General features: G+C 41.0%; 18 protein-coding genes. 4 read left to right on the top strand and 14 right to left on the bottom strand.

All coding sequences use genetic code 11. The annotated features are described in order from the left end of the window. The first annotated feature begins 414 nt into the window (after window positions 1-414). Window positions 415-1,053 carry a YqiJ family protein gene (locus HYG93_RS09960; protein WP_106985718.1) on the top strand — a complete coding sequence of 213 codons (639 nt, stop codon included), beginning with the start codon at window positions 415-417 and terminating at the stop codon, window positions 1,051-1,053. 68 nt (window positions 1,054-1,121) lie between these two features. Further along, on the top strand, window positions 1,122-2,825 hold the full coding sequence (locus HYG93_RS09955; protein WP_106985719.1) for a flotillin family protein: 1,704 nt from the start codon (window positions 1,122-1,124) through the stop codon (window positions 2,823-2,825). A 259-nt stretch (window positions 2,826-3,084) separates the two neighbouring features. Here HYG93_RS09955 and sucD read toward each other — a convergent pair whose 3' ends face one another. The 9 genes from sucD to sdhC form a co-directional block, all read right to left on the bottom strand. After that, window positions 3,085-3,975, bottom strand: a complete 891-nt coding sequence (sucD, locus tag HYG93_RS09950) for a succinate--CoA ligase subunit alpha (protein WP_120366080.1) — start codon at window positions 3,973-3,975, stop codon at window positions 3,085-3,087. Between the two features lie 12 nt (window positions 3,976-3,987). Further along, window positions 3,988-5,154, bottom strand: a complete 1,167-nt coding sequence (gene sucC / locus HYG93_RS09945) for an ADP-forming succinate--CoA ligase subunit beta (RefSeq protein ID WP_120366081.1) — start codon at window positions 5,152-5,154, stop codon at window positions 3,988-3,990. Window positions 5,155-5,327: 173 nt separating this feature from the next. Beyond that, on the bottom strand, window positions 5,328-6,758 hold the full coding sequence (gene lpdA, locus HYG93_RS09940; RefSeq protein WP_106985722.1) for a dihydrolipoyl dehydrogenase: 1,431 nt from the start codon (window positions 6,756-6,758) through the stop codon (window positions 5,328-5,330). Window positions 6,759-6,818: 60 nt separating this feature from the next. Further along, window positions 6,819-8,033, bottom strand: a complete 1,215-nt coding sequence (odhB, locus tag HYG93_RS09935; protein ID WP_106985723.1) for a 2-oxoglutarate dehydrogenase complex dihydrolipoyllysine-residue succinyltransferase — start codon at window positions 8,031-8,033, stop codon at window positions 6,819-6,821. Window positions 8,034-8,049: 16 nt separating this feature from the next. Beyond that, window positions 8,050-10,872, bottom strand: coding sequence for a 2-oxoglutarate dehydrogenase E1 component (locus tag HYG93_RS09930; RefSeq protein ID WP_106985739.1), 2,823 nt, complete (start codon window positions 10,870-10,872; stop codon window positions 8,050-8,052). An 823-nt stretch (window positions 10,873-11,695) separates the two neighbouring features. Further along, window positions 11,696-12,406, bottom strand: a complete 711-nt coding sequence (locus HYG93_RS09925) for a succinate dehydrogenase iron-sulfur subunit (protein WP_106985724.1) — start codon at window positions 12,404-12,406, stop codon at window positions 11,696-11,698. Window positions 12,407-12,420: 14 nt separating this feature from the next. After that, window positions 12,421-14,319, bottom strand: coding sequence for a succinate dehydrogenase flavoprotein subunit (sdhA, locus tag HYG93_RS09920; RefSeq protein ID WP_120366607.1), 1,899 nt, complete (start codon window positions 14,317-14,319; stop codon window positions 12,421-12,423). Window positions 14,320-14,331: 12 nt separating this feature from the next. Beyond that, window positions 14,332-14,697 carry a succinate dehydrogenase, hydrophobic membrane anchor protein gene (gene sdhD, locus HYG93_RS09915; protein WP_106985726.1) on the bottom strand — a complete coding sequence of 122 codons (366 nt, stop codon included), beginning with the start codon at window positions 14,695-14,697 and terminating at the stop codon, window positions 14,332-14,334. Then, on the bottom strand, window positions 14,697-15,095 hold the full coding sequence (gene sdhC / locus HYG93_RS09910) for a succinate dehydrogenase, cytochrome b556 subunit (protein WP_130125670.1): 399 nt from the start codon (window positions 15,093-15,095) through the stop codon (window positions 14,697-14,699). The genes sdhD and sdhC overlap by 1 nt, the downstream gene beginning before the upstream one ends. A gap of 1,029 nt (window positions 15,096-16,124) precedes the next feature. Here sdhC and gltA point away from each other — a divergent pair. Next, the gene (gltA, locus tag HYG93_RS09905) at window positions 16,125-17,402 is read left to right on the top strand and encodes a citrate synthase (protein ID WP_106985728.1); all 1,278 of its coding nucleotides are present in this window, start codon (window positions 16,125-16,127) and stop codon (window positions 17,400-17,402) included. Window positions 17,403-17,721: 319 nt separating this feature from the next. Here the strand turns inward: gltA and HYG93_RS09900 are convergent, their stop codons facing one another. From HYG93_RS09900 to HYG93_RS09880, 5 genes are all read right to left on the bottom strand, one after another. Continuing rightward, window positions 17,722-19,302, bottom strand: a complete 1,581-nt coding sequence (locus HYG93_RS09900; RefSeq protein ID WP_372658868.1) for a flavin-containing monooxygenase — start codon at window positions 19,300-19,302, stop codon at window positions 17,722-17,724. Between the two features lie 19 nt (window positions 19,303-19,321). Continuing rightward, complete coding sequence (locus HYG93_RS09895) at window positions 19,322-20,167, bottom strand: SDR family oxidoreductase (protein ID WP_178962446.1); 846 nt, start codon at window positions 20,165-20,167, stop codon at window positions 19,322-19,324. 26 nt (window positions 20,168-20,193) lie between these two features. Continuing rightward, window positions 20,194-21,150: a metal-dependent hydrolase gene (locus HYG93_RS09890; protein WP_120366609.1), complete on the bottom strand. Its 957-nt coding sequence runs from the start codon at window positions 21,148-21,150 to the stop codon at window positions 20,194-20,196. Window positions 21,151-21,369: 219 nt separating this feature from the next. After that, entirely contained in the window at window positions 21,370-22,839 is a 1,470-nt protein-coding gene (locus HYG93_RS09885; RefSeq protein ID WP_178962445.1) for a VWA domain-containing protein, read from the bottom strand. Next, window positions 22,827-24,329 (bottom strand): AAA family ATPase, encoded by a 1,503-nt coding sequence (locus tag HYG93_RS09880; RefSeq protein ID WP_120364948.1) that lies wholly within the window; start codon window positions 24,327-24,329, stop codon window positions 22,827-22,829. The genes HYG93_RS09885 and HYG93_RS09880 overlap by 13 nt, the downstream gene beginning before the upstream one ends. 133 nt (window positions 24,330-24,462) lie before the next feature. Between HYG93_RS09880 and HYG93_RS09875 the strand changes: the two genes are divergently transcribed. Next, a complete protein-coding gene (locus tag HYG93_RS09875; RefSeq protein ID WP_117008012.1) occupies window positions 24,463-24,951 on the top strand; it encodes a hypothetical protein in 489 nt (162 codons plus the stop codon). Window positions 24,952-25,297: the final 346 nt, after the last annotated feature.

The raw sequence follows: 25,297 nt of genomic DNA, 5'->3' as shown, positions 1-25,297 counted from the left end.
AGCACTGTATGAAATTAAGATGTGTAGGTATTGAGATCTTGCACCTACTCTGTGGTTTAGCCAGTTAAATAAGGACTGGCTAAGTTCTATTCTGATGGCTCAAATACAAAAATAATAAAGCTGAGTCAATTTAAAACATGTAATTTGAGTAAACGCATGCTGTATTTTTACCACATTTAAAGCGTGACTCAATCAAATAAAATGCCAATCTTTCAAGATTTAAAGCACGTTTTATGCAAAAAATATGCAATTGAGATGAAAATTTCTTATACATTTTGACAATTTTTGTCAGCTATTTTTTTACACAACTCCATCATTCAATGGTATCTTTAATTGAATAAATATGAGTAGCCAGCAAACATTTAAGCTTAAATGTTTGAAACAAAACTCCAAATATAAAAGAGAACAACCTATATGTGGGAATTATTCACACATCCAGCGAACATCGCATTTAGCACCAGTTTGTGCTTAATGTTTTTGTTTGGGATTTTTGAAATTCTGCTAACAATTATTGGAGGCGGTTCACAAACACTGCTTGACCAATTTTTAACAGATAGCGCAACTCCCAATGCAGAAACACACATTGATGCCGATCACGGCTTAATGGGTAAGGCTTTAGATTGGCTTTACTTAGGGCGTGTTCCTTTGTTTGTTTGGTTAATTATCTTTTTAACAGCCTATGCGCTCACAGGTTTTATCATTCAAGGCATCACCCTTCAAATGACCGACATGTTGTTTAATGTTTGGCTTATTTCATTTGCTTGCCTGTTTTTATGTATGCCAGTGGTTCGCACTGTAGCGAAGCTAGTGGCAAAAATCTTACCTCAAGATGAAACGATGGCCATTTATAGTGATGAGTTAATTGGCCGTACAGCAACCATTATTTTGGGTGAAGCGCGACAAAACTACCCTGCTCAGGCCAAAGTGATCGACCACCATGGCACAACACATTACATTTTGGTCGAACCTGAAACCGAAGCGACATTTGGTCAAGGTCAGTCTGTTATTTTAACGCATAAAATCAAAACCGTTTTTCAGGCTGTATCTGTATAAGTACTTTAATTTATTCTCTTTAATTTTATTTTTTATTCAATTACAACAATCTTGAGTTATTTACAACAATGTTAGACATGATTCCAAGTAGCCTACTCATTAGCGTAGGCATTATCTTTGCAGCATTTATTTTTATTGGTTTTATCTTAGCTCGACTTTACCGTCGCTCAAGCAAAGAAATTTCTTTTGTGCGTACTGGCTTTGGCGGTGAAAAAGTAATTTTAGGTGGCGGTGCAATTGTGCTCCCTGTGTTACATGAAATTATTCCAGTCAATATGAATACCCTACGCCTAGAAGTACGCCGTGCGGATGACCAAGCGCTGATTACCCGTGACCGTATGCGTGTGGACGTGATGGCAGAGTTTTATGTGCGTGTAAAACCAACCGCTGACTCCATTGCAACAGCAGCGCAAACTTTGGGTCAAAAAACCATGTCACCCAATGAGCTGAAAAATTTAGTTGAGGGTAAATTTGTTGACTCGCTTCGTGCCGTTGCCGCTGAAATGGCGATGGAAGAATTACATGAAAAACGTGTCGACTTTGTGCAAAAAGTACAGCAGGTCGTATCTGAAGATTTGCATAAAAACGGTTTAGAGCTTGAGACTGTTTCATTAACGGGCTTAGACCAAACTGGCTTTAAGTACTTTAACCCACAAAATGCCTTCGATGCCGAAGGTTTAACTAAACTCACAGAAACCATTGAAGACCGTCGTCGTAAGCGTAATGCAATTGAGCAAGATGCTGACTTAGCGATCAAAACCAAAAACTTAGAAGCAGAACAAGCTCGCTTGCAGATTCTACGTGAAGAAGAATATGCCAAGTTACAACAAGAACGTGAAATTTCTGTACGTCGCGCAGAACAGCTTGCAGAAATTGCATCGCAAGAAGCAGCTAAAAAACGTGAAGCTGAAGAAGCGCGTATTGCAGCTGAACGTGAAGTCGACTTAAAGCGTATTACTGCTGCCCGTGACGTTGAAAATCAAAATATTCAAAAGTCACAGATCATTCAGCAAGCACAAGTAGAGCAAAAGAAAACCATTGAACTGGCTGAGCAAGACCGCGCAATTGCGATTGCGGAAAAATCTCGTGCAGAATCTGAAGCCAAAGCACATGCCGATCAAGCTCGTGCTCAAGCGGTAAAAGCTGAAGAAGAAGTGATTACCGTCCGCCAAATTCAACAAGCAGAGCGTCAAAAGGCTGTTGAATTGGTATCTGCAAAAGAAAAAGCAGAGAAAGAAGCGATTGCAATTACTGTGGCTGCCGAAGCAGGCAAACAAGCTGCTGCTGATGATGCAGAAGCGATACGTATTGCAGCTGAAGCAGAAGCCGAAAAAGTTCGCTTAAAAGCCAAAGGTGAAGCAGATGCGAAAGTTTTGCTCGCACAGGCGATGGAAAAACAATATCAAGTGGATGCTGAAGGTACACGCGCTGTAAACGAAGCAAATAACGTATTGTCATCTGAACAGGTTGAAATGCAGATTCGTTTAGCGATGCTGAAGTACTTGCCTGAAATTATCCGTGAAAGCGTAAAACCAATGGAAAACATTGACGACATTAAGATTTTGCAAGTCAATGGTCTTGGTGGTGTAACTGGCTCAACAGCTGGTGTTGAAGGCGAACAAGGTCAAGTTGCATTGTCTGATCAAGTCGTGAATAGTGCCCTACGCTATCGCTCTCAAGCCCCGCTAATTGACAGCTTAATGAGTGAACTTGGCATTCAAGGCGGCGATATTAATGGCTTGACCCAGAGCTTAAAAACCAGCAAAAACTAAGTTTTGAGTGAGTTATACATTCTGGATGAATTAAAAAAGCAGTGTTCGCACTGCTTTTTTATGGCTTCGTTTTTTTAGAGCCTTCAAACTTCACTCTTATTTAAGAGTAGGCTCAATCTTCTCATGCAGTTTCACTTAACCCTAACACCGAACAAATACCCAAGCCATTATTGCTCTTATATACAAGCTTAAAAACGCCTTTTAGCGCACAAAAAAAAGAGAATCCTAAGACTCTCTTTTTTATGTTTAAGTCAGGTATTTAAACTAGACCTTTGCCTTTTAGCACTTCGTACATGGTCGAGCCTAATTCAGCAGGACTACGCGTATACGCCATACCCGCTTTTTCAAAGGCTGCAAATTTTTCTTCTGCTGTGCCTTTACCACCCGAAATAATCGCCCCAGCGTGACCCATACGTTTACCTTTTGGCGCAGTTACCCCAGCAATATAACCAACTACAGGCTTAGTTACATTCAACTGGATATATTCAGCTGCCTCCTCTTCCGCAGTACCACCAATTTCACCAATCATAATGATGGCTTCGGTTTGTGGATCTTCTTGGAACAATTTCAAGCAATCAATTTGATTCATGCCCGGAATTGGGTCACCGCCAATACCAATACAAGTCGACTGACCAAGACCAAGCTTGGTAGTTTGCGCTACAGCTTCGTAAGTTAATGTGCCTGAACGCGAAATAATACCAATTTTGCCTGCTTGGTGAATATGACCTGGCATAATGCCAATTTTGCATTCACCTGGGGTAATAATACCTGGACAGTTTGGCCCAATTAAGCGTGCGTTATTGCCGTATGTTTCTAAGTAACGCTTGGCTTTTAGCATGTCTAAGGTTGGCACACCTTCTGTAATTACAACAATCAGCTCAATACCCGAATCAATGGATTCGATAATTGAATCTAAAACAAAAGGTGCAGGTACATAGATAGAAGTTGCCGTCGCACCTGTTTCACGCACTGCTTCTTTCATAGTATTGAACACGGGTAGGTCTAAATGTTTTTGACCACCTTTACCCGGCGTTACACCACCCACAACTTTTGTACCATAAGCAATGGATTGCTCAGAATGGAATGTCCCGTTTTTACCAGTAAAGCCTTGTACCAATACTTTTGTGTCTTTATTTACTAATACGCTCATGCTTGATTCCCCTTAGCCTTTTACAGCAGCAACAATTTTTTCTGCAGCGTCGGCTAGGCCGTTTGCAGAAATCAATTTCAGTCCAGATTCGTCTAGTAGTTTTGCACCGAGTTCTGCGTTATTTCCTTCCAAACGCACCACTACAGGCACAGTCACATTGACTTCTTGAACCGCCGCAATAATTGCTTCAGCAATCATGTCACAACGTACAATTCCACCAAAAATATTGATTAAAACCCCTTGTACAGACGTATCTGCCAAAATAATTTTAAAAGCTTCAATTACACGTTCTTTGGTTGCACCACCACCAACATCAAGGAAGTTTGCAGGTTGTCCACCATACAATTTAATAATGTCCATGGTCGCCATTGCGAGGCCTGCGCCATTGACCATACAACCAATATTCCCTTCTAAAGCCACATAGTTGAGGTCAAACTCAGAGGCTTTAAGTTCACGCTCATTTTCTTGCGATTTATCGCGTAGCGCTGCAATTTCAGGTAAACGATACAAGGCATTTGAGTCGATACCAATTTTTGCATCAACACATAAAATTTCGCCATTTTCACGTACAGAAAGTGGGTTAATTTCAAATAAAGCAAAATCATTTTCAATGAAAGCTTGGTAAGCTGCCGTCATAATTTTGACAAATTGGTTGATTTGACCATCTTTAAGATTTAAAGCAAATGCCACTTCGCGGGCTTGGAATGGCATTAAACCCACCAATGGATCAACTTCAACTTTAATAATTTTTTCAGGTGTTTCTTCTGCGACTTTTTCAATTTCAACACCACCTTCAGTGGATGCCATAAACGTCACACGACGACTTGAACGATCTACAACTGCACCGAGGTACAATTCGCGCTCTACAGGATATACATCTTCAGAAACCAAAATACCGCTTACAGGTTGACCCAATGCATCTGTTTGATAGGTCACTAAGCGTGAACCAACCATTTGGTTAACGTAGTCTGTCACTTCTTGTGCAGATTTTACAACCTTAACACCACCTGCTTTACCACGGCCACCTGCGTGAACTTGGGCTTTAAGTACTGCAAATTTACCACCCAATTGCTCAAAAGCTTTTACCGCTTCTTCTGCAGTCGTAACAAATACGCCTTCTTGGACTGGCATGCCATATTTTTTTAATAACGCTTTGGATTGGTACTCATGTAAATTCATTCAATTACCTTTTTACTGCTTTTACTTTGTTATTACCGACCAATATTTAGACATCCATCAACACAATATTGGCTTGTTATTCAATTTCTTTATTCTTTATTAATAGATGATTGTTCATACAAAAACAACCATCAAAACAAAAAAGAGCGGCCAAAGCCGCTCTTTTTAACATCTTATTTACGTTTACGCTGAATCGCGTGAATCGCACGTCCATCGACTGCAAGCGCAGCTTCATGAACCACTTCAGAGAATGTCGGGTGACCGAAAGTCATTAACTGAAGATCTTCAACACTTGATACAAACTCAAGCGCGATCATACCTTGGTGTACGATATCAGATGCTGCAGGTCCAATCACGTGCATACCAAGTAAACGATCTGTTTTTGCATCTGCAACAAACTTAACAAAACCAGCACCTTCGCCAGCAGCCAACGCACGACCGTTCACAGCAAAACCGAATTGACCAGTTTTAACTTCGTGACCTTTTTCAGTCGCTTGTTGTTCTGTTAAGCCTACCCACGCCGCTTCTGGGTGTGTGTAGATTACAGAAATGATCGTGTCATAGTTCACTTGTGCTGCATGACCGTGAATACGTTCAACAGCCATTACGCCTTCTTCCATTGCTTTATGTGCAAGCATTGGACCGCGTACCAAGTCACCAATTGCGTATACGCCTTCAACTGAAGTTGCACACCAATCGTTCACTTCAACTAAACCACGTTCAGTCAATTTAATACCGCAGTCATCAGCCAATAGACCTTCTGCATAAGCACGACGACCCACACAAACGATTAATTTATCGAATGCTTGAGTTTTTTCTTCGCCGCCTTGAGTGTATTTAACTGTAACTTCAGAACCGTTGATTTCAGTACCAGCAACTTTAGCGCCAACACGGATATCAAGACCTTGTTTAGTTAATAGTTTTTGGTAGTCTTTTGCCAAAGCTTTGTCAGCCATTGGTAAGAATGCATCCATTGCTTCAAATACAACAACTTCTGCACCTAGACGACGCCAAACTGAACCAAGTTCTAGACCGATTACACCTGCACCAATCACACCAAGACGCTTAGGCACTTCTTGGAATTCTAAAGCGCCAGTAGAGTCAACAATGATGTCTTGATCTACAGGAGCTACAGGAATATTTACAGGTACAGAACCAGTCGCAAGAATCACGTATTTAGGTTCTAAAATTTGAGTTTCGCCTTCGTGAGATACGAACTCAACTTTTTTACCAGCAAGTAATTTACCAGTACCTTTTAACCATTCAATACCGTTACCTTTTAATAACTGGTCAATACCGCCAGTTAATTGGTCAACGATTTTGTCTTTACGTGCAAGTAATTTTGCAAGGTCAAACTTCACTTCACCTGTGGTAATACCGTGGTCATCTAAGTGATGAACTGTATCTTCATAACGGTGAGATGAATCAAGTAATGCTTTAGATGGGATACAACCCACGTTTAAGCAAGTACCACCTAAAGATGGTTTACCTTTATGAATACGTTTTTCAATACAAGCTACTTTAAAGCCTAATTGAGCAGCGCGGATAGCAGCTTCATAACCACCAGGACCGCCACCAATAACAACTAAATCAAATTGAGACATGTGTATCTCCAAAAATGGGCCTAGAGGATCACTCTAAGCCCATTGCATTATTCTGAAGTATTAAAGATCAAGGATTAGCTTAGCTGGTTCTTCTAACAATTCTTTGATTGTTACAAGGAAGCCTACTGCTTCTTTACCATCGATTAGACGGTGGTCATAAGAAAGCGCTAAGTACATCATAGGCAAGATTTCTACTTGACCATTTACAGCCATAGGACGTTCTTGGATTTTATGCATACCCAAAATCGCAGTTTGTGGCGTATTTAAGATAGGTGTAGAAAGCAATGAACCAAAAGTACCACCATTAGTAATAGTGAAAGTACCACCAGTCATATCTTCGATGCCCAATTTACCATCACGCGCTTTACCAGCGTATGCACGAATACCGTTTTCAACTTCAGCATAGTTCATGCGGTCAGTATCACGAAGCACTGGAACCACTAGACCACGATCAGAAGAAACCGCTACACCGATGTCGTAGAAACCGTGGTAAACGATGTCATCGCCATCAATTGAAGCATTTACAGCTGGGTAGCGTTTAAGTGCTTCAGTTGCCGCTTTAACGAAGAATGACATGAAGCCAAGACGTGCACCATGACGCTTTTCAAAAGCATCTTTGTATTGCGCACGCATTTCCATGATTGGTTTCATGTTCACTTCGTTAAACGTAGTCAACATTGCTGTTTCTTGAGTAGCAGCAAGTAGACGTTCAGCAACACGCTTACGAAGACGAGTCATTGGAACACGTTTTTCGATGCGTTCGCCTACAGCAACACTTAGCGGTGCAACAGGAGCAGCAGCTGGTTTAGTTTGATGATTTGCAACATCTTCTTTAGTAATACGACCACCGCGACCAGTACCCGCAACATCAGTTGCAGCAATACCAGACTCAGTTAATGCTTTACGCACTGCAGGTGCTTGGTCAGCAACTTGAGCACGTTCAACAATCGGTGCATTGCCCGCTTGAGTTTGTGCAGCAGCTTGTTCTACTTTCTCTTCAGATTGAACTGCTTGAGTTGCTGCAGCGCCAGAAACAGCACCTTCAGCAAATTCAGCAATCACTTCAGCAGAAAGAACAGTATCACCTTCGTTTTTGATGATTGTAACAAGCGTACCATCAGCAGGAGCTACAACTTCTAAAACAACTTTGTCTGTTTCAATATCACAAATCACTTCATCACGTGATACTGCTTCACCAGGTTGTTTGTGCCAAGTTGCAACTGTACCGTCAGCAACTGACTCTGGGAATACCGGTGCTTTAATTTCGGTTGCCATTATTAAGAATCTCCTGTTATTCAGCTACGATCGCTAAAGCATCATTTACGAGCTGAGCTTGTTGTTTTGCATGCAAATATGGTGAACCACATGCCGGTGCAGCTGAAGCTTCACGGCCTGCGTAACTAATTTGAAGCTGTTTGCCAGACTTCATTACACCTTCGTATAGACGTGGCGCAATGAACAACCAAGCACCTTGGTTTTTCGGTTCTTCTTGAGCCCAAACCAATTCAGTAGCGTTTGGATATTGTGCAAGAACCTCAGCAAGACGCGCTTCTGGGTACGGATACAATTGTTCGATACGAACAATTGCTGTGTTGTTCAATTCTTTTTCACGACGTTTTTCAAGTAAGTCGTAGTAAACCTTACCACCACAAAGTACGAGACGAGTTACGTCTGACTTGTTGATGTTGTCGATTTCGTCGATCACAGTTTGGAATGTACCATTTGCAAGCTCTTCTAATGTAGATGTTGCAAGTTTGTGACGAAGAAGAGACTTCGGTGAAGTCACGATCATTGGCTTACGGATTGGACGAAGTGCTTGACGACGCATCGCATGGTAAATCTGCGCTGGTGTAGTCGGTGTGATCACTTGCATGTTTTCTTCAGCACATAGCTGTAAGAAACGCTCTAAACGAGCTGATGAATGCTCAGGACCTTGACCTTCAAAGCCGTGTGGAAGAAGCATAGTCAGACCGCATACACGCTCCCACTTCGTTTCGCCAGACGCGATGAACTGATCGATTACAACTTGTGCACAGTTTGCGAAGTCACCAAATTGCGCTTCCCAAATTACAAGGCTCTTCGGAAGAGTCGTTGCATAACCGTATTCGAATGCAAGAACCGCCATTTCTGACAATAATGAGTCATAAATTGCAGTACGTGGTTGGTTTTCTTTCAAGTTACATAATGGAATGTAAGTTGAACCATCTACTTGGTTATGAAGTTTTGCATGACGGTGTGAGAATGTACCACGGCCAACGTCTTCACCTGTTAAACGAACAAGGAAGCCTTCATCTAGAATAGATGCATAAGCTAAAGTTTCAGCTGCACCCCAGTTCAATGGCATTTCACCAGTCTGCATTTTCAGACGATCATCAATCACTTTAGCAACCTGACGTTGCATCACGAAGCCTTCAGGAAGCTCCCGCATTTTCGCACCAAGCTCTTTTAGACGTTCGATTGGGAAAGTGGTATCCCATTTGTCTGTATATTCATGGCCTAGGTAAGGTTTCCAGTCCACAAACATTTTTGTATTTGGCTCAAGTACCAACGCATTTGCAACGTGTTTACCTGCTTCAAGGTCAGAACGATACTGTTCAACCATTGCATCAGCAGAAGCACGATCAAGAACGCCTTCTTGTACAAGTTTGTCAGCATAAAGCGTACGAGTAGTCGCTTTTTTATTGATGATTTGATACATCATTGGCTGAGTTGCAGCTGGCTCGTCGGCTTCGTTGTGACCACGACGACGGTAGCAGAACATGTCGATTACGACGTCTTTACGGAATGTATGACGGAAATCGTGTGCCAATTGAGAAACAAACAATACAGCTTCAGGATCATCACCGTTCACATGGAAGATCGGTGCTTGGATCATTTTCGCGATGTCAGTACAGTATTCTGTAGAACGTGCATCACGTGGATCAGACGTTGTGAAACCAACTTGGTTGTTCACGACGATATGAACTGTACCACCCACTGTGTAACCACGAGTTTGTGACATTTGGAAGGTTTCTTGGTTAACACCTTGACCTGCAAATGCAGCATCACCGTGAACGATGATTGGTAATACATCATCACCACCGATATCTTTACGACGTACTTGACGTGCGCGTACAGAACCTTCAACTACAGGTCCAACGATTTCTAAATGTGATGGGTTAAACGCTAGTGCCAAGTGAACTTCGCCACCCGGAGTCATAACGTTTGAAGAGAAACCTTGGTGGTATTTAACGTCACCAGAGCCTTTTTTATGAAGTGCTTTACCTTCGAACTCACCAAATAGGTCAGCTGGGTTTTTACCCATGATGTTTACAAGAAGGTTTAAACGGCCACGGTGAGGCATACCGATAACCACTTCTTTACAACCTACAGAACCTGCACGTTGAATCAAAGAGTCAACCATAGGGATGAATGATTCACCACCCTCTACACCAAAACGCTTCGCACCAACGAACTTGTTACCTAGGTATTTTTCAAGGCCTTCAGCAGCTGTTAAGCGTTCAAGTACATGCTTTTTCTGTTCAGCGCTAAAGCCAAATTGACCTTTAGCACCTTCAAGGCGTTGTTGAATCCAACGTTTTTCTTTGGTATCAACAATGTGCATGTATTCAGCACCAATTGAAGCAGCATAAGTTGCTTCCATCGCTTGAACCATTTCACCTAGAGTTGCTTCAGTTTTACCAATCGCAAGATTACCCGTGTTGAACGGTGTATCAATATCTGATTGAGTTAAACCATGTGCAGCAAGGTCTAGATCAGGCACGATTTCGCGCTTAGCCAAACCAAGTGGATCTAATTTTGCTTTTTGATGACCGCGGTTACGGTATGCAGCGATGAGTTGTAATACACCAATTTGACGGCGTTCGTGATCAGTGCTTACTGCGCTTTGAACGACAGGTTGAACACGACTTGAATTACGTCCTAATAATAGGAATTGCTCACGTACATTGCTGTGCGGTTGATCACCTTTAGGGAATTTATCGAAGTATTCGCGCCAGTCAGCTTCCACTGAGTCTGGAGCCGTTAAATACTGCTCATAAAGTTCTTCAATATACGCTGCACTGTCAGCGGAAAGTTCAGTGTCAAGACGCAGTGCGTCAGCAACTTCTTGCATTTGTGGACCCATTTCCTATTGCAAAAACATTTCAGGATGCTTTTTAAGCGAACCCATGATTAATAATGTCTTATTGGTAAAAAGACATTAGTCCCCATTAGGCTTAAGCCATGAGGCGTTATCACTACATTAGGATTTCCCAATGTGATTAACGAACAATAACACCCCTCAGCGGCATCATCACTCATTGTAATACCCAGCAAAACCGGGCAATTTTTTGCAAATCGTCTTAGATAAAATAAATTCGACTATTTACTTTGTCTAAACCGACTTCAAAACATGTCATCTGACATTTATATACTGCTTTAATGCTTTAAAATGTAGAAAAAATGTACCAATTTCATTCACATTTTTCGCATATAGTCGTATGTTAAATGCTAACACGTAACCTGTTTTCAATTGATTTTTTTGACACATACCTCCCATAAATTGGCTAAATACAGTTCAATATTTTCCAGCTAAGATATGGTGCTTTAAGTTCAAAAATCTTGCAATCGATACTAAAGTCTTAACAAATAGTGCCAAATAAAACAAAAGAGTGTTCAATATTTCTACCGACACCCTCTTATGCGTTATATGATAACATTTTCCATTCACATTTACATGCCCAGCTGAGCAACCCGTCATTTATTAACCACAATAATTTTGCAAATTTCATCAATTTTGCTGACATCTAGCAACTCAATACTGTAGCGTTATATTTTAAAGCTATTTTAAACATCGCTATTTTGCATAAGTTTTCATGACATTCCCATGACATAAATGATCAGCATAAAAAAAACGCACCCAAAGGTGCGTTTTTTTGACTTACATCAGTACCGCATTAGCCAGCCATATCTAAAAGCATGTTACGGATGTGACCGATTGCTTTAGTAGGGTTCAAGCCTTTAGGACATACTGACACACAGTTCATGATACCTTTACAACGGAAAAGCGAGAATGGGTCGTCAAGACGCTCCAAACGCTCTTGTGTAGATGTATCACGTGAGTCAATGATGAAACGGTATGCATTTAACAATGCTGAAGGACCCAAGAACTTGTCTGGGTTCCACCAGAATGATGGGCATGAAGTTGAACAACATGCACAAAGAATACATTCATACAAACCATCTAAGTGTTCACGATCTTCAGGAGACTGCAAACGCTCTTTAGGAGGCGCAGGCTGATTGTTGATTAGGAACGGATGGATTTTGTTGTACTGATCGTAGAACTGATTCATATCTACAACCAAGTCTTTCACTACTGGAAGACCTGGTAATGGACGAATTGTAATCACGTCTGGTAAGTCGTTTAGGTTCCAAAGACACGCTAAACCATTTTTACCATTGATGTTTACACCATCAGAACCACAAATACCTTCACGGCATGAACGACGGAACGTTAAAGATTCGTCTTGCACTTTTAATGCTAGAAGCGCATCAAGCAACATACGGTGCTTGTCAGTCAACTCTAGTTTAAAAGTTTGCATGTACGGAGCTGCATCCTTATCAGGATCGTAGCGATAGATATTAAATGTACGAGTACCTCTACTCATCTTACTTCTCCCAATTAGAATGTACGTGGTTTAGGTGGAATAGCATCTACCGACAATGGACGGTAACGTACTGGTTTGTACTCTAGACGGTTATCTACAGAGAACCATAAAGTGTGTTTCATCCACTCATCATCACGACGGCCGTATGGGTAGTCAGCATGATCAGGTGGTAATTCGAAATCTACCACTGTATGCGCACCACGACATTCTTTACGTGCAGCTGCAGAAATTAATGTAGCTTTCGCAACTTCATACAAGTTTTCAACTTCTAGAGCTTCAACACGCGCTGTGTTAAATACTTTAGATTTGTCTTTCAAGTGAATGTTACGTACACGTGGTTCGATCGCAAGAATCTGTTTCACACCTTCTTCAAGAAGTGCAGATGTACGGAATACACCAGCGTGGTCTTGAACGATGTCACGGATTGCATCTGCAACTTCTTGAGCATTTTCACCAGAAGTAGATTCATCAAGATGACGAACACGATTCAAAGTGTTTTCAAGAACAGTTGTAGGTAATGGAGCGTATTCATCACCATGGTGTTTAGTTACGTAGTCAACAATATGTTCACCAGCAGCTTTACCAAATACAACCAAGTCAAGCAATGAGTTTGTACCTAGACGGTTTGCACCATGTACAGATACACATGAACATTCACCGATTGCATAGAAACCTTTCACTGGTTTAGTGAAATCACGGTCGCCCGCGTTGTGTGAGTACACATCAGTTTCTTTGTTGTAGTTCGCAACCAAAGCTTCAGTTTCACGAGAAACAGGAACAACCACTTGACCATGAATGTTTGTAGGAATACCACCCATTTGGTAATGGATTGTAGGTACTACAGGAATTGGCTCTTTAGTGATGTCAACGTTCGCGAATTTCTTACCAATCTCGAATACAGATGGAAGACGTTTCATGATTGTGTCAGCACCAAGATGCGTCATATCAAGCAAGATGTAGTCTTTCTTAGGACCACAGCCACGACCTTCTTTAATTTCTTGGTCCATAGAACGTGATACGAAGTCACGAGGTGCCAAGTCTTTAAGTGTCGGAGCATAACGTTCCATGAACGGCTCACCAGCATCGTTACGAAGGATTGCACCTTCACCACGACAACCTTCTGTCAACAATACGCCTGCGCCCGCAACACCTGTTGGGTGGAATTGCCAGAATTCCATATCTTGTAATGGAATGCCTGCACGAGCTGCCATACCAAGACCGTCACCAGTGTTGATATAAGCGTTAGTAGATGCACGGTAAACACGACCAGCACCACCAGTAGCGAACAATGTTGCTTTACCTTGGAATACTGCAATTTTACCAGTTTCTTGGTCAATTGCTGTAACACCAAGTACATCACCAGCTTCGTTACGAATAAGATCAAGCGCGATCCATTCTACGAAGAATTGAGTACCCATTTTCACGTTGCTTTGATAAAGCGTGTGAAGAAGCGCGTGACCTGTACGGTCGGCAGCTGCACATGCACGTGGAACTGGTTTTTCACCATAGTTCGCAGCATGGCCACCAAATGGACGTTGGTAAATTGTACCGTCAGCGTTACGGTCAAATGGCATACCAAGGTGTTCAAGCTCGTATACAACTTGAGGCGCTTCACGAGTCATGAACTCGATTGCGTCTTGGTCGCCTAACCAGTCAGAACCCTTAACAGTGTCGTAGAAGTGATAGTGCCAGTTATCTTCTTGCATGTTACCAAGAGATGCACCAATACCACCCTGCGCCGCTACAGTGTGTGAACGAGTTGGGAATACTTTAGTCAATACAGCAACTTTCAAACCAGCTTGAGCAAGTTGGTAAGAAGCACGCATACCTGAACCACCACCACCAACGATGACTGCATCGAAAGTTTCGTGTGGAATATTTGTGTAATCTTCTTTAGGGGTTATAGCGCCCATGATTGTTTCCTATCAATTCGCCCAAAAAATCTGGATCGCCCAGATTGCGTATGCAAATACAGCAATAATAACTGCAGAAGTCAGCACTAAACGCAGACCATTTGCTGAAGGACCCATTTGACGAGTAGTCACATAGTCTGTGAATACTTGCCACATACCGATCCACGCATGCGCAACAAGAGATAAGACAGCCAATAAAGACATAATCTTCATTGGTAATGTCATCATAAAGCCGTACCACTGTTCAAATGTAAAACCACTGTTGCAAAGGATCCAACCAAAGACAACAACAGTATATACAGCCAGTACCACAGCACTTAAGCGTTGGACAAACCAATCACGAGAACCTGAACCCGAAAAACCTGAAGCACTTTTCATTAGAGTACGATCCATACAAATGCCGCAATAATACCGATTGCAGACAAGATTAATGCGATAGTAGCTGCTGTACGACCACTTTGTAGCTCTTCCGCTACGCCAACGTCAGCAAGCAAATGCTTAACACCAGCAATAAAGTGATAGATTAAACCGGCTACAAATACCCATACGATGAAGCGAACAATGAAACCATTAAAGATTTCTTGAACCGCTGCAAAGCCTTCTGGTGAAGACAATGATTTGTCTAATAACCAAAGCAGTACCGGTACAAGTAAAAATACGATAACACCTGAAAGACGGTGTAAAATTGATGCAATAGCCACAGGGGATTTTAAGTTTACTGATAAAACTTGACCCATGGACAAATTGACAGGTCTGTTGCTTTTCACAGCGGGCATCCTGTAAGTAAAAACTCCATCCGGAGTTTGTTGGAATTAATTCGAAGGAAAGCTGGCATTGTTCGGACTTATTTATATATTAAAGCTAGATAAATAAGACCTAAACTTTTAACGACACTGAATTATAAAACGTGAACTATCAAAATACAAACAATGCCATTTAGGAAATAATCAAAAAAATCCTTAAATAAGAATCATTAACAATTAATTTAAACATAAAAACAATGTAAAAAGATCAGATTTAAACACTATGTTATTGGTTTTCAAATATTAAATGTTATTTTCATAAATAGTTTTTGGCGTTGTAATAGTTGTTTTTTACTTTAGACTAAAGCACAAAAAAAGTTTATGTCTGTCCCCTCTTTATTTTAATCAAAAACATAAGTTTATCCAACACCATTATTTAGCAACTAAATACTTATTATTTATTTTCAAAAACATTTGTGAAATATCACGTGACTTAATAACAACTTAGTCTGTGAATAACTCTATGTTTTGCACAATTTTAACGCTAAAAACTGCCATTTAACTGTCAAAAAAATTAAAAATCGAATACTAAACACCCAATTTTATACTTTTAATAAGTCATTTTTTGAGCAAACAAACTTTTTTACAACTTCTATTTAGCGCTTTTAATTATGAGTAATAAAACGACACTTTCATGAATCACAAACCTGTAAGTTACGAGAATTATAATAATTTAAGTCATAATATGACTTGATTAATAAGAAACATTCAGAGTTTTTAGCAATTAAAATTTGTTTAGAAATAAAGCAGCAACATCATTTAAGTCTGCAACTCTGCTCTAATTTGACTTATCATACTGCGTCGATGCTGTAATTGACTCATTTCAAGTTGGATAAAGAGATGACCAAACCTGTGTGAAGGTGGCACTTTTATCCATAAGTATAATTGACAAAATTTCAGTACTCACTAATCTTATAGCAAATTTTGATCCGTCTGATTCTCGCATTAAAATATTAGCATTAAGAGTCAGATAAACACTCACCGGGACAGGAGATCTATTGAATGTCTGAAGCAACTGGCAAGAAAGCTATTTTACAGCTTGATGGCAAAGAAATTGAATTACCAATTTACAGCGGCACATTGGGCCCAGATGTAATCGACGTTAAAGATGTATTGGCCGCAGGTCACTTTACTTTTGATCCTGGTTTTGTATCTACAGCTGCATGTGAATCTAAAATCACATTCATCGATGGCGGTAAAGGCGTTCTTTTACACCGTGGTTACCCAATCGCTCAGCTTGCAACTAAAGCAGACTACTTAGAAACTTGTTACCTTCTTTTGAATGGTGAGCTTCCAACAGCTGAACAAAAAGAAGTATTTGATGCTAAAGTTCGTAACCACACTATGGTTCACGACCAAGTTAGCCGTTTCTTCAATGGCTTCCGCCGTGATGCGCACCCTATGGCGATCATGTGTGGTGTTGTTGGCGCGCTTTCTGCGTTCTATCACAACGGCTTCGATGTTGAAAACATTGACCACCGTGAAATCACTGCAATCCGCTTAATCGCTAAAGTACCTACTTTGGCTGCTTGGACTTACAAATACACAGTAGGTCAACCATTCGTTTACCCACGTAACGATTTAAGCTATGCAGAAAACTTCTTGTACATGATGTTTGCTACTCCAGCAGATCGTGACTACAAAGTTGACCCTATTCTTGCGAAAGCAATGGACCGTATCTTCACGCTTCATGCTGACCACGAACAAAACGCTTCTACGTCTACAGTACGTTTAGCTGGTTCTACTGGTGCTAACCCGTACGCATGTATCGCTGCTGGTATCGCTGCACTTTGGGGCCCTGCTCACGGCGGCGCAAACGAAGCTGTTCTTAAGATGCTTGATGAAATCGGCACTGTAGAGAACGTTGCTCCGTTCATGGAAAAAGTGAAAACTAAAGAAGTTAAACTTATGGGCTTCGGTCACCGAGTTTACAAAAACTTCGATCCACGTGCGAAAGTAATGAAAGAGACTTGTGACGAAGTGTTAACTGCACTTGGTATCAACGATCCACAACTTGCTTTGGCTATGGAACTTGAACGTATTGCGCTTTCTGACGAATACTTCATCAAACGTAACCTTTACCCTAACGTAGACTTCTACTCAGGTATCATCCTTAAAGCGATTGGTATCCCAACAGAAATGTTTACTGTAATCTTCGCTCTTGCACGTACTGTTGGTTGGATCAGCCACTGGTTAGAAATGCACAGCGCACCTTACAAAATTGGTCGTCCACGTCAGCTTTACACTGGTGAAGTTGAACGCGACATCCAAGGTCGTTAATTCGCAAGAATTCTTCGATATAAAAAAACCGCCCTTTGTGGCGGTTTTTTTATATCTAAACAATTAAATCTGTATATTGCTTTTTAAGTCACTCCAATGATGTGCCTACGCGCTCATATCAGCGCAGCCACAAGCATTTTAAGATTCCCCCCGCACAATCCTCATTAGCTAGCTTAGGCAGGCGTTTAAGACGTTTTAAGTACTCGGCATATTCAAGCGGAATCAAAAAGAGCTAAATTCTATCGAAGCACCCATTCAAACGATAAATAAAAAAGCCTGAGATATACTCAGGCTTTTAATGAAATCTGTTTTTTTAGCTTTAAGTAACATCATAACGCGATAAGTCGAGCTTCTGTAGGCGAGTTTTTAACTCAGTTAAGGACCACGGCCATGCAGCAAAGTTTCGGCCATTTTGATCTAAATAATAACTTGAGCATCCGCCTGCATTAAATACGGTTTTATGCAGATTGGCTTGTAACTTCACATTATGGTAACGCAATACATCTGGCTTAATTGAGATTTGCTTTAAGCCCTGCTGTTTCATTTGAAGTAGCCCATCCACAATGTATTGAATCTGTGCTTCTGCAATACCAATAAATGAATCGTAAACCAAAATATTTGGCCCTAGCACCAAAAATGCATTCGGTACTTTTTCAATGCTCGCCCCCAAATACGCCTCAGGAGAACTGTCTTTCCAACGATCCGACAGTCGAATACCGTCCGTATCCCAAACTCGCTGACCAATAGGCGGATGAGCCACTTCAAAGCCCGTACCCAGTAAGATTACATCCACTTCAAAGCGCTCACCGTTGGCTGCAATGACGGTATTTCCGTCTATTTCAACTAAACCATGCGGCACCAATTTAACATTGTCTTGTTGCAATGCAGGATAATAGTTATTGGCAAATAAAAGTCGCTTACAGCCAATCGAGAAATTGGGGGTTACGGCTTCTCTGAGTGTGTCATCTTTAATTTGCAATTTTAACAATTGACGACTGAGGTAATTCGCAGGCTCTAAAAAATTCGGATGACGTAAACCAAAGTTAATGCCATTTAAAATCTGCGCCACACTACCACGCCAGATTTGCTGAATGGCAGGGAATCGCTCGACCAATGCTTTGGTTTTATTGCCCAGTGGCATGTCTGCTTTTGGCAATACCCAAGGAGCTGTGCGCTGAAATACCACCAACGCTTTAGCCAAAGGCTGTACTTGTGGAATAAATTGGATTGCAGAAGCACCAGTGCCAATCACCGCAATACGCTTACCTTTTAGGTCATAATCATGATTCCAGCGCGCAGAATGAAACATTTCCCCCTTAAAGCTTTCAATACCTTTAATTTTTGGTAAAGATGGCTCTGTAATCGGGCCAGTGCTAAAAATCACAGTTTTTGCTCGATATGCACCTTGTGAGGTTTCCAAATTCCACACATGCGCTTTTGCATCCCATTTTGCTTCCAGCAGTTCGTGCTTAAACTGAATTTTATCTTGTAGCTTAAATTTAGTTACCACGCCTTCTAAGTAGCTTAAAATTTCAGGTTGCTTGGCAAACAAATGACTCCACTGATGACTCGGTGCAAATGAAAACGAATACAGTGCTGAAGGTACATCACAGCCACAGCCTGGATAATTATTATCACGCCATGTTCCACCCACACGGTCTGCTTTTTCGAGCACAAGATAATTATCATAGCCTGCTTGTTGCATTTTATGTGCCGTTGCAATTCCTGAAATTCCCGCGCCAATCACAATTGTGTCGTAAGTATGCAGTACTTTTTCAACTGCTTTTTTTGTAGCTTTAGCGCTATCAGTCTTCGCCACTGTCTTTGTATTCACTTGTGTTGAATCGCCTTGCTCAGATACGGCCTGAGATTCATCTGCTAGATCTAATTGTGTTTCCATATTCATTTTATTCACTGTTTTATTTGGTCAAATTACTAAAAATGGGATAACCCAAACCTAAAAGCTTGACGTACAAACTTGGTGAAGCACGTTTTAACCACCAAAATAACTTCGCATCGGGTTGCGGAATGGTATACAGCTTGCCTGCATCCAATTGATTCAGTGTTTTCGCTGCAACCGCATCACTGGTGGTAAAAGCATGTTGCATCAATAATTTATCAGCCATACCCGAATAACGACTCGGTAAACGGCCATTTTTCATAATATTGGTTGGAACCAAAGTTGGACATAGCACATTCACGCGAATGTTTGAAGCACGTAGCTCAGAAGCCAAGGTTTCAGACAATGCCAACACACTCGATTTGGTCACGTTATATGCAGTCATTTCGGGCGCTACGGTATAACCTGCAGCAGATGCCACATTAATAATGGCACCAAAACCTTGCTGCTTAAACTTCGGCACAAAATAGTGGCAACCATGAATCACCCCCCATAAGTTGACATGCATACACCACTGCCAATCCTCAAGAGAAACCTCTTCAAACTTACCACCCAAGCCCACGCCCGCATTGTTAATTAACAAACTTACAGGGTGTCCAAGCAAAGCTTCAGCTTCTGATGCCAAATCCTGCACAGACTCTTTATTTCCCACATCGCACTGTACAGCATAAGCTTGTTGACCTGTTTTGCTACGGATCTGCTCTACTGTTTCTTGCGCTGCCTCTAAGTTAATATCTGCACATACAATTTGACCACCGCGCTGTGCCAGCTCAAGTGCAAAACTACGTCCAATACCACTTCCTGCACCTGTTACAACTGCGTATGCGTGGTGACTTGGCTTTTTCTTTTGACTAAATAATCCCATCGATATGTCCTTATCTCAATCTGCACTTACACACGCAACGCTGGCGTAAATTCTTTGGTGAAATACGGCGTTAACACCCCTGTTTCTGGGTTTAATAAACGATCTTTGTAATATTCTAAAAACACCGAGGTATCGTGATCATTCGGGTGAAAGCTTGGTCGTAAATAATCAAAAATATGTCCAATACTGCTACCATAAACCCCGTCTTTTAAGCCAAAGATCAACTGGAAACTACGCGGTACATCTTTCCAATAACTCAGACTGATTAAGTTTGATGGCTTGCGGTAAAACGGTACAAAGAAAGCACCGACTGAGATTAAGCCGAGAATCGTGATCAGGGCTGGAAAAAAGCCAGCCACACGCAATGCATAATTGCTGGATAAGACCTGAAACACATCAAAGGCAATATCTTTATGCTCTGATTCTTCTAGCATGTGCCACATCCAAATGGCACGTTGCTTCTCATCACTCGATCTAAAAAATAGCTCTTCATGATTCATCATGTACTCAGCCAATACCGCTGTAAAATGCTCAATTGCAGCCATCAATGACAGCTTCATTGGTTGTGGTAAGCGTTCAAAACCATAAGCAAAGACATAATGTTCTAATTTACGAAAAATCGTCACAGGTAAGCCACGTTGTAAATAAGCTTCGTTCAGCTCTTCATGCATTTTTGAATGTATAGCTTCTTGACCAATGAGTGAGGTCACGCGTTGCTTGAGCACAGGGTCTTGAATGAAATCACGGTGAAATCGCGCGGTATCAATCACAAGGTCTTCACCGCGAGTCAAAAAAATTGATAATGAGGCAAAATAAGCACTGGCCAATTCTGCATTCATATAAAATTTTTCATCAATTTTTTGAGGTTCAAAATCAAATTTCATGTGACGAATTGGCACAACATTCGATTGGCTATTTTCATCAAATATAGGAGTGGTAAATACCTTAGACAGTGCTTTTTTAATTGGGCTAATCATTTGCATAATGCTTACTCTTTTTTATTCGCATCCGATCTGCGAAATACGCCAATGTGGTGTACGCAATACACCAACCGATGTAAAAAAAGTAAGCCAACTGGCTATGCAATCCATTTGCAAAAATCGTCTTTAGATTGGCATTTTTTACCTATCTCGACGCATGTCTAACAATTTTTTCAATTATTTTTCTTTAAAAACCATTTTCTTATCAGTTCAGGTCACGCCCTATTTTAAAGGTATCTCTCGCGCTGACTTGTTAGGAAGCTCAATCACCTTGCCAGTTGCCGACTGATAAATCCATTGATGATCAAATAAACCCTGATCTAAATGATCAAATCTAAAATTACCAATCGCCACAGCATAAAAGCCTGTACCTTGCTGTTTATGTTGTTCAATGCTTTGCATCAATTCTACACCCAACTGACCCATAATAAAGTCTGAAATCACTACAATATCCGCTTGGCGGAAGGTGGGCTGTTCTAGCATATCTACTGCATGTTGCATGGCAGGAATAATGTCGGTGCCCCCGTGAAAAGATTGGCTTAAAAACTCAATCACATCATCAAGCGCCTGCCCTTTTTTTAACTGAATAGCCGTCAAATGGGTCGAGAAGTTAATTAAATACATGGGACGTTTTTCACGCAGTGCTTGTATAGATAAATACAAACACATCGCTTTCGAAATCAGTTCAGGCTGACCATGCATAGACCCACTGGTGTCTAGACAGACAATCATCGGACCTTTTTTACCCACGGGCTTTTGCTTCGGTTTTGCATCATGCAAAATTCGACTGGCTTGCTGTCCTTGCAAATGAAAACTACTGATATTGGATTCAAGATATTTTAAATCAAATAGAATCTGCAAATCAGGATCTGCCAACAAAGCCAGTTCATTCGGCAGTGCCCACGACAGCTCTCGACCTAATTGTATGCCTGCAATTTCATCTGAAGCCTGCTCAACAACAGCACTATCAGGCTGGTTATGCCACTGTGTCGCAATATGCTTACGTGCAAAATGTGTCGGCTGTGCTGAACCAATCAGCTTACACAAACGTTGCAAAGCAACATCACTGGCTAAGTATTCACTCCATTCTGCAAATTTTTCAACCGCTTGTGGGCTCAGTTTCCCACTGGAATAATCAATAAAAATACCCGTATCTGCACCTAAGCTATCTTGATGTTTGGACATTTTTTGTAAGGACAACAAAAAGTCTTGAATATCTTGTAAAAATGCATCACGCATCAGCGCCAATTGTTCAAATTCCCAATGCGCAATCGCCTCAGTTAACTTACGTTGCCACTTATCTTTCAATATTTGAAAATGCAGTTGCCTACGATTGTCATTCAGTGGTTCATCTGCATAGTGCCATGCATCTAAAAGCGGTGTGTCCTGCAAACGTTCCGTCATGGCCTGATACTGTTGTTGCATCTGCTGGAATTGTGTAGCACTCACTTCTGACTGTGCCATCCAAAACTCAAACTGTTGTACTTCAGCCAAATAAGGATGTTGCGTGTCTAAATTATTTTTAGCCTGATAAGCCCATTCATGCACACGCTCATCTAACTTTTGTGCCACTTTACGATCATCTAGCCAATGCTTAACACTCGATTGCCCAAGCTCACCATAGAGCTGATCCGTTAAACGCTGAATAGAAGCATGCGTTTGCCGTGCCGATGCTGTTTTTAGCGCTGGCATAACTGTTCCAAACGTACACAATCCTGTTGTTGGATTTGATACAGCGCTTCTCTTGCTTGCATGCCTTGAGCCAATTTTTCTGCCTGCGCAGGCAACACAAATATTGATTGCAAGGCTTGTTGCTCATGTGCAAAAGCCTGCGCTTGTTGCATAGCATCTTGTTGTAGTTTCGCTTTGAGCTGTTTAATCTGTGCTTTCAATTGCACCACTTGTGCATCATCTACCACATTGCGCAGACTGCCTTTTGGATATTTAATATAAGGCGTCACCACTTCTTCCAAACCATAGTAGCCACCCTTTAAGGTACAACGACGACCACCGTTATAATTGCACACAATACCGCGTACTTCTTCACCGGTGACATCTACAGCAAAAAAGTCTTTATTGGTGCCCATTTTATCCAGTGCCAAATACAAAGTTCGATCTTTATAATGTTCATCTAAATTCATCGTGACACGCAAATATTCAGTATCGGCAATGAGATAACTTTCATACACGTCGTCGGTATAGTAAAAGGCATTTAAAATGTCTTGTTCTAACTGTTCTTTTTCTACAATTAATTCATCCAATGCTGAGGCATATTTCAGACCAAACTCTAAAATTGATTCCTCGACAATTTGAGCAATAAGTTCAATTTCCTCGGGTTGAGTCCATAAACAATGCTGCAAGATAAACAAATCATTTAGCGCAACTTGACTGCGTTGGTCTAAAAAAGCGGCAGCCTTAACCAAATATGCCACACGTTGCCAACGTCGATCGGACACATAAATATCAAGCTCATCCAGATTCAGCGCTAAACGTTGTTTAATTTCATCAAACACAGCTAAAACAGCATCAGGTAACTGCACTGCATAGATCTGTATACGCCACTCATCAAGCTCGTGCTTTTTAATCTTAAGTGCACTGTCGACTTCTGGCTTTGCCATTACAGGCTTGGCTTGCAACAATGCATGAAAATGATTGACCTGCTGTATGGGAGGCACTACCAAGCGTAAGATAAAACGATCATAAAGTGCATCAAGTCCCTGATCGCTTTCTGGTATTTCATTTGAAGCGCTCATAAGGACTTTTAGTGGTACGTGTTGAATCATGTCACCATTTTTAAAACTATGTTCGTTTACCAAAGTCAGTAAGGTATTCAAAATCGCAGGGCTGGCTTTCCAAATTTCATCTAAAAATGCAAATTCAGCTCGCGGCAAATAATGCTCAGTTTTACGAATATATTGATCTTCTTTCAGTGCCTTAATTGACACAGGACCAAAAATTTCTTCAGGCGTGCTAAAGCGATTCATTAAATATTCAAAATATTCTGTAATTTCAAATGCGCTCGACACACGGCGCGAAATCAAGCTTTTGGCTGTACCGGGTGGACCATATAAAAAGGTATTTAAACCCGCCACACCTGCAAGCAAACTCAGGGCAATAATCTGTTCACGCTCATACATGTGCTCACTCATGGCAGAAATGAGAGTGTGAATACGTTTTTTCATAGTGCTTAAAACCTGAGTGAGACCGCACTATTGTAACTTTCATGTTCTAGAGATGAAACCTTCTGCGGTCTACACTTGAAAAGCCACACCACAGACTGCTATTAATAACCACAGTGTATTACTCGATTTAACTATGTTGCCTATACTGTCTGTGCTCCTGCCCTTTTTAAAACTCGATCAATTTAAGTGCCGACAGTTAACGCCAGCAGAAGTTCAACTGTGCCAAAGCGTATTTGGTGACTTAATTGATTACAGCCAAGTGCGCATCATGAATCAGTTGTTTGTCCCTTGGCAAAGCCCTTGGGTCGTGATGGCACCTTGTGGTGATATTCATGCACATAATCGGCATTATAAAGCTGACTATAGCCAAGCCAGCCTAGCGTACCAAGCACTGTTTATTCATGAAATGACGCATATTTATCAATTCCAGCAAGGCATCAATGTTTTACTCCGCGGTGCCTTGTTGCAAACGGCTTATTTTCTCTCTGCACGAAAATACAATCCCTATGCTTACCGCTTTAAAGCCAACAAAGCCTTTACTTGCTATAATATTGAACAACAAGGTGATATTGCGCGAGATATTTTCTTAAAGAAAATCCCAAATATTATTCTTCAACCATAATGAACGGTTTTATATCATTAATTTTATTTATAATAATGAAATATAAAGTGATTTAAAAAATATACTATTATTAAACTTCATAAATACACAAATACCCTCCGCATATTTAGCAAAAATTAACCTTTAAAATCTCCAAAAACTCACATTTATAGGACAAGCTACAAGCTTTGAGCTTGAAATGATATAAATAGCCCCTAGTATCTATGTTAAATTCAGCTAAAATAGCTGAGACTTAATTTATGCGTCGCCAGTAATTTTCAAGCACACATTTATATGTCAATTTTCGCATTTAAGTTCGTTGTTTATTAATCCGCAAATACACTCCACTGGATTATTATAATAAAAA

Origin of the sequence: Acinetobacter sp. SwsAc6 (genome assembly GCF_013391565.1) — a bacterium.
Taxonomy (GTDB): domain Bacteria; phylum Pseudomonadota; class Gammaproteobacteria; order Pseudomonadales; family Moraxellaceae; genus Acinetobacter; species Acinetobacter cumulans.
Note: the sequence above shows the minus strand (reverse complement) of the source record. Positions and strands in the feature narration are given on the sequence as shown.

Excerpts from the sequence above, each read along its gene's own strand:
- HYG93_RS09960 (WP_106985718.1), top strand. The coding sequence starts at position 415 with ATGTGGGAATTATTCACACATCCAGCGAACATCGCATTTAGCACCAGT.
- HYG93_RS09955 (WP_106985719.1), top strand. The coding sequence starts at position 1,122 with ATGTTAGACATGATTCCAAGTAGCCTACTCATTAGCGTAGGCATTATC.
- sucD (WP_120366080.1), bottom strand. The coding sequence starts at position 3,975 with ATGAGCGTATTAGTAAATAAAGACACAAAAGTATTGGTACAAGGCTTT.
- sucC (WP_120366081.1), bottom strand. The coding sequence starts at position 5,154 with ATGAATTTACATGAGTACCAATCCAAAGCGTTATTAAAAAAATATGGC.
- lpdA (WP_106985722.1), bottom strand. The coding sequence starts at position 6,758 with ATGTCTCAATTTGATTTAGTTGTTATTGGTGGCGGTCCTGGTGGTTAT.
- odhB (WP_106985723.1), bottom strand. The coding sequence starts at position 8,033 with ATGGCAACCGAAATTAAAGCACCGGTATTCCCAGAGTCAGTTGCTGAC.
- HYG93_RS09930 (WP_106985739.1), bottom strand. The coding sequence starts at position 10,872 with ATGCAAGAAGTTGCTGACGCACTGCGTCTTGACACTGAACTTTCCGCT.
- HYG93_RS09925 (WP_106985724.1), bottom strand. The coding sequence starts at position 12,406 with ATGAGTAGAGGTACTCGTACATTTAATATCTATCGCTACGATCCTGAT.
- sdhA (WP_120366607.1), bottom strand. The coding sequence starts at position 14,319 with ATGGGCGCTATAACCCCTAAAGAAGATTACACAAATATTCCACACGAA.
- sdhD (WP_106985726.1), bottom strand. The coding sequence starts at position 14,697 with ATGAAAAGTGCTTCAGGTTTTTCGGGTTCAGGTTCTCGTGATTGGTTT.
- sdhC (WP_130125670.1), bottom strand. The coding sequence starts at position 15,095 with ATGCCCGCTGTGAAAAGCAACAGACCTGTCAATTTGTCCATGGGTCAA.
- gltA (WP_106985728.1), top strand. The coding sequence starts at position 16,125 with ATGTCTGAAGCAACTGGCAAGAAAGCTATTTTACAGCTTGATGGCAAA.
- HYG93_RS09900 (WP_372658868.1), bottom strand. The coding sequence starts at position 19,302 with ATGGAAACACAATTAGATCTAGCAGATGAATCTCAGGCCGTATCTGAG.
- HYG93_RS09895 (WP_178962446.1), bottom strand. The coding sequence starts at position 20,167 with ATGGGATTATTTAGTCAAAAGAAAAAGCCAAGTCACCACGCATACGCA.
- HYG93_RS09890 (WP_120366609.1), bottom strand. The coding sequence starts at position 21,150 with ATGCAAATGATTAGCCCAATTAAAAAAGCACTGTCTAAGGTATTTACC.
- HYG93_RS09885 (WP_178962445.1), bottom strand. The coding sequence starts at position 22,839 with ATGCCAGCGCTAAAAACAGCATCGGCACGGCAAACGCATGCTTCTATT.
- HYG93_RS09880 (WP_120364948.1), bottom strand. The coding sequence starts at position 24,329 with ATGAAAAAACGTATTCACACTCTCATTTCTGCCATGAGTGAGCACATG.
- HYG93_RS09875 (WP_117008012.1), top strand. The coding sequence starts at position 24,463 with ATGTTGCCTATACTGTCTGTGCTCCTGCCCTTTTTAAAACTCGATCAA.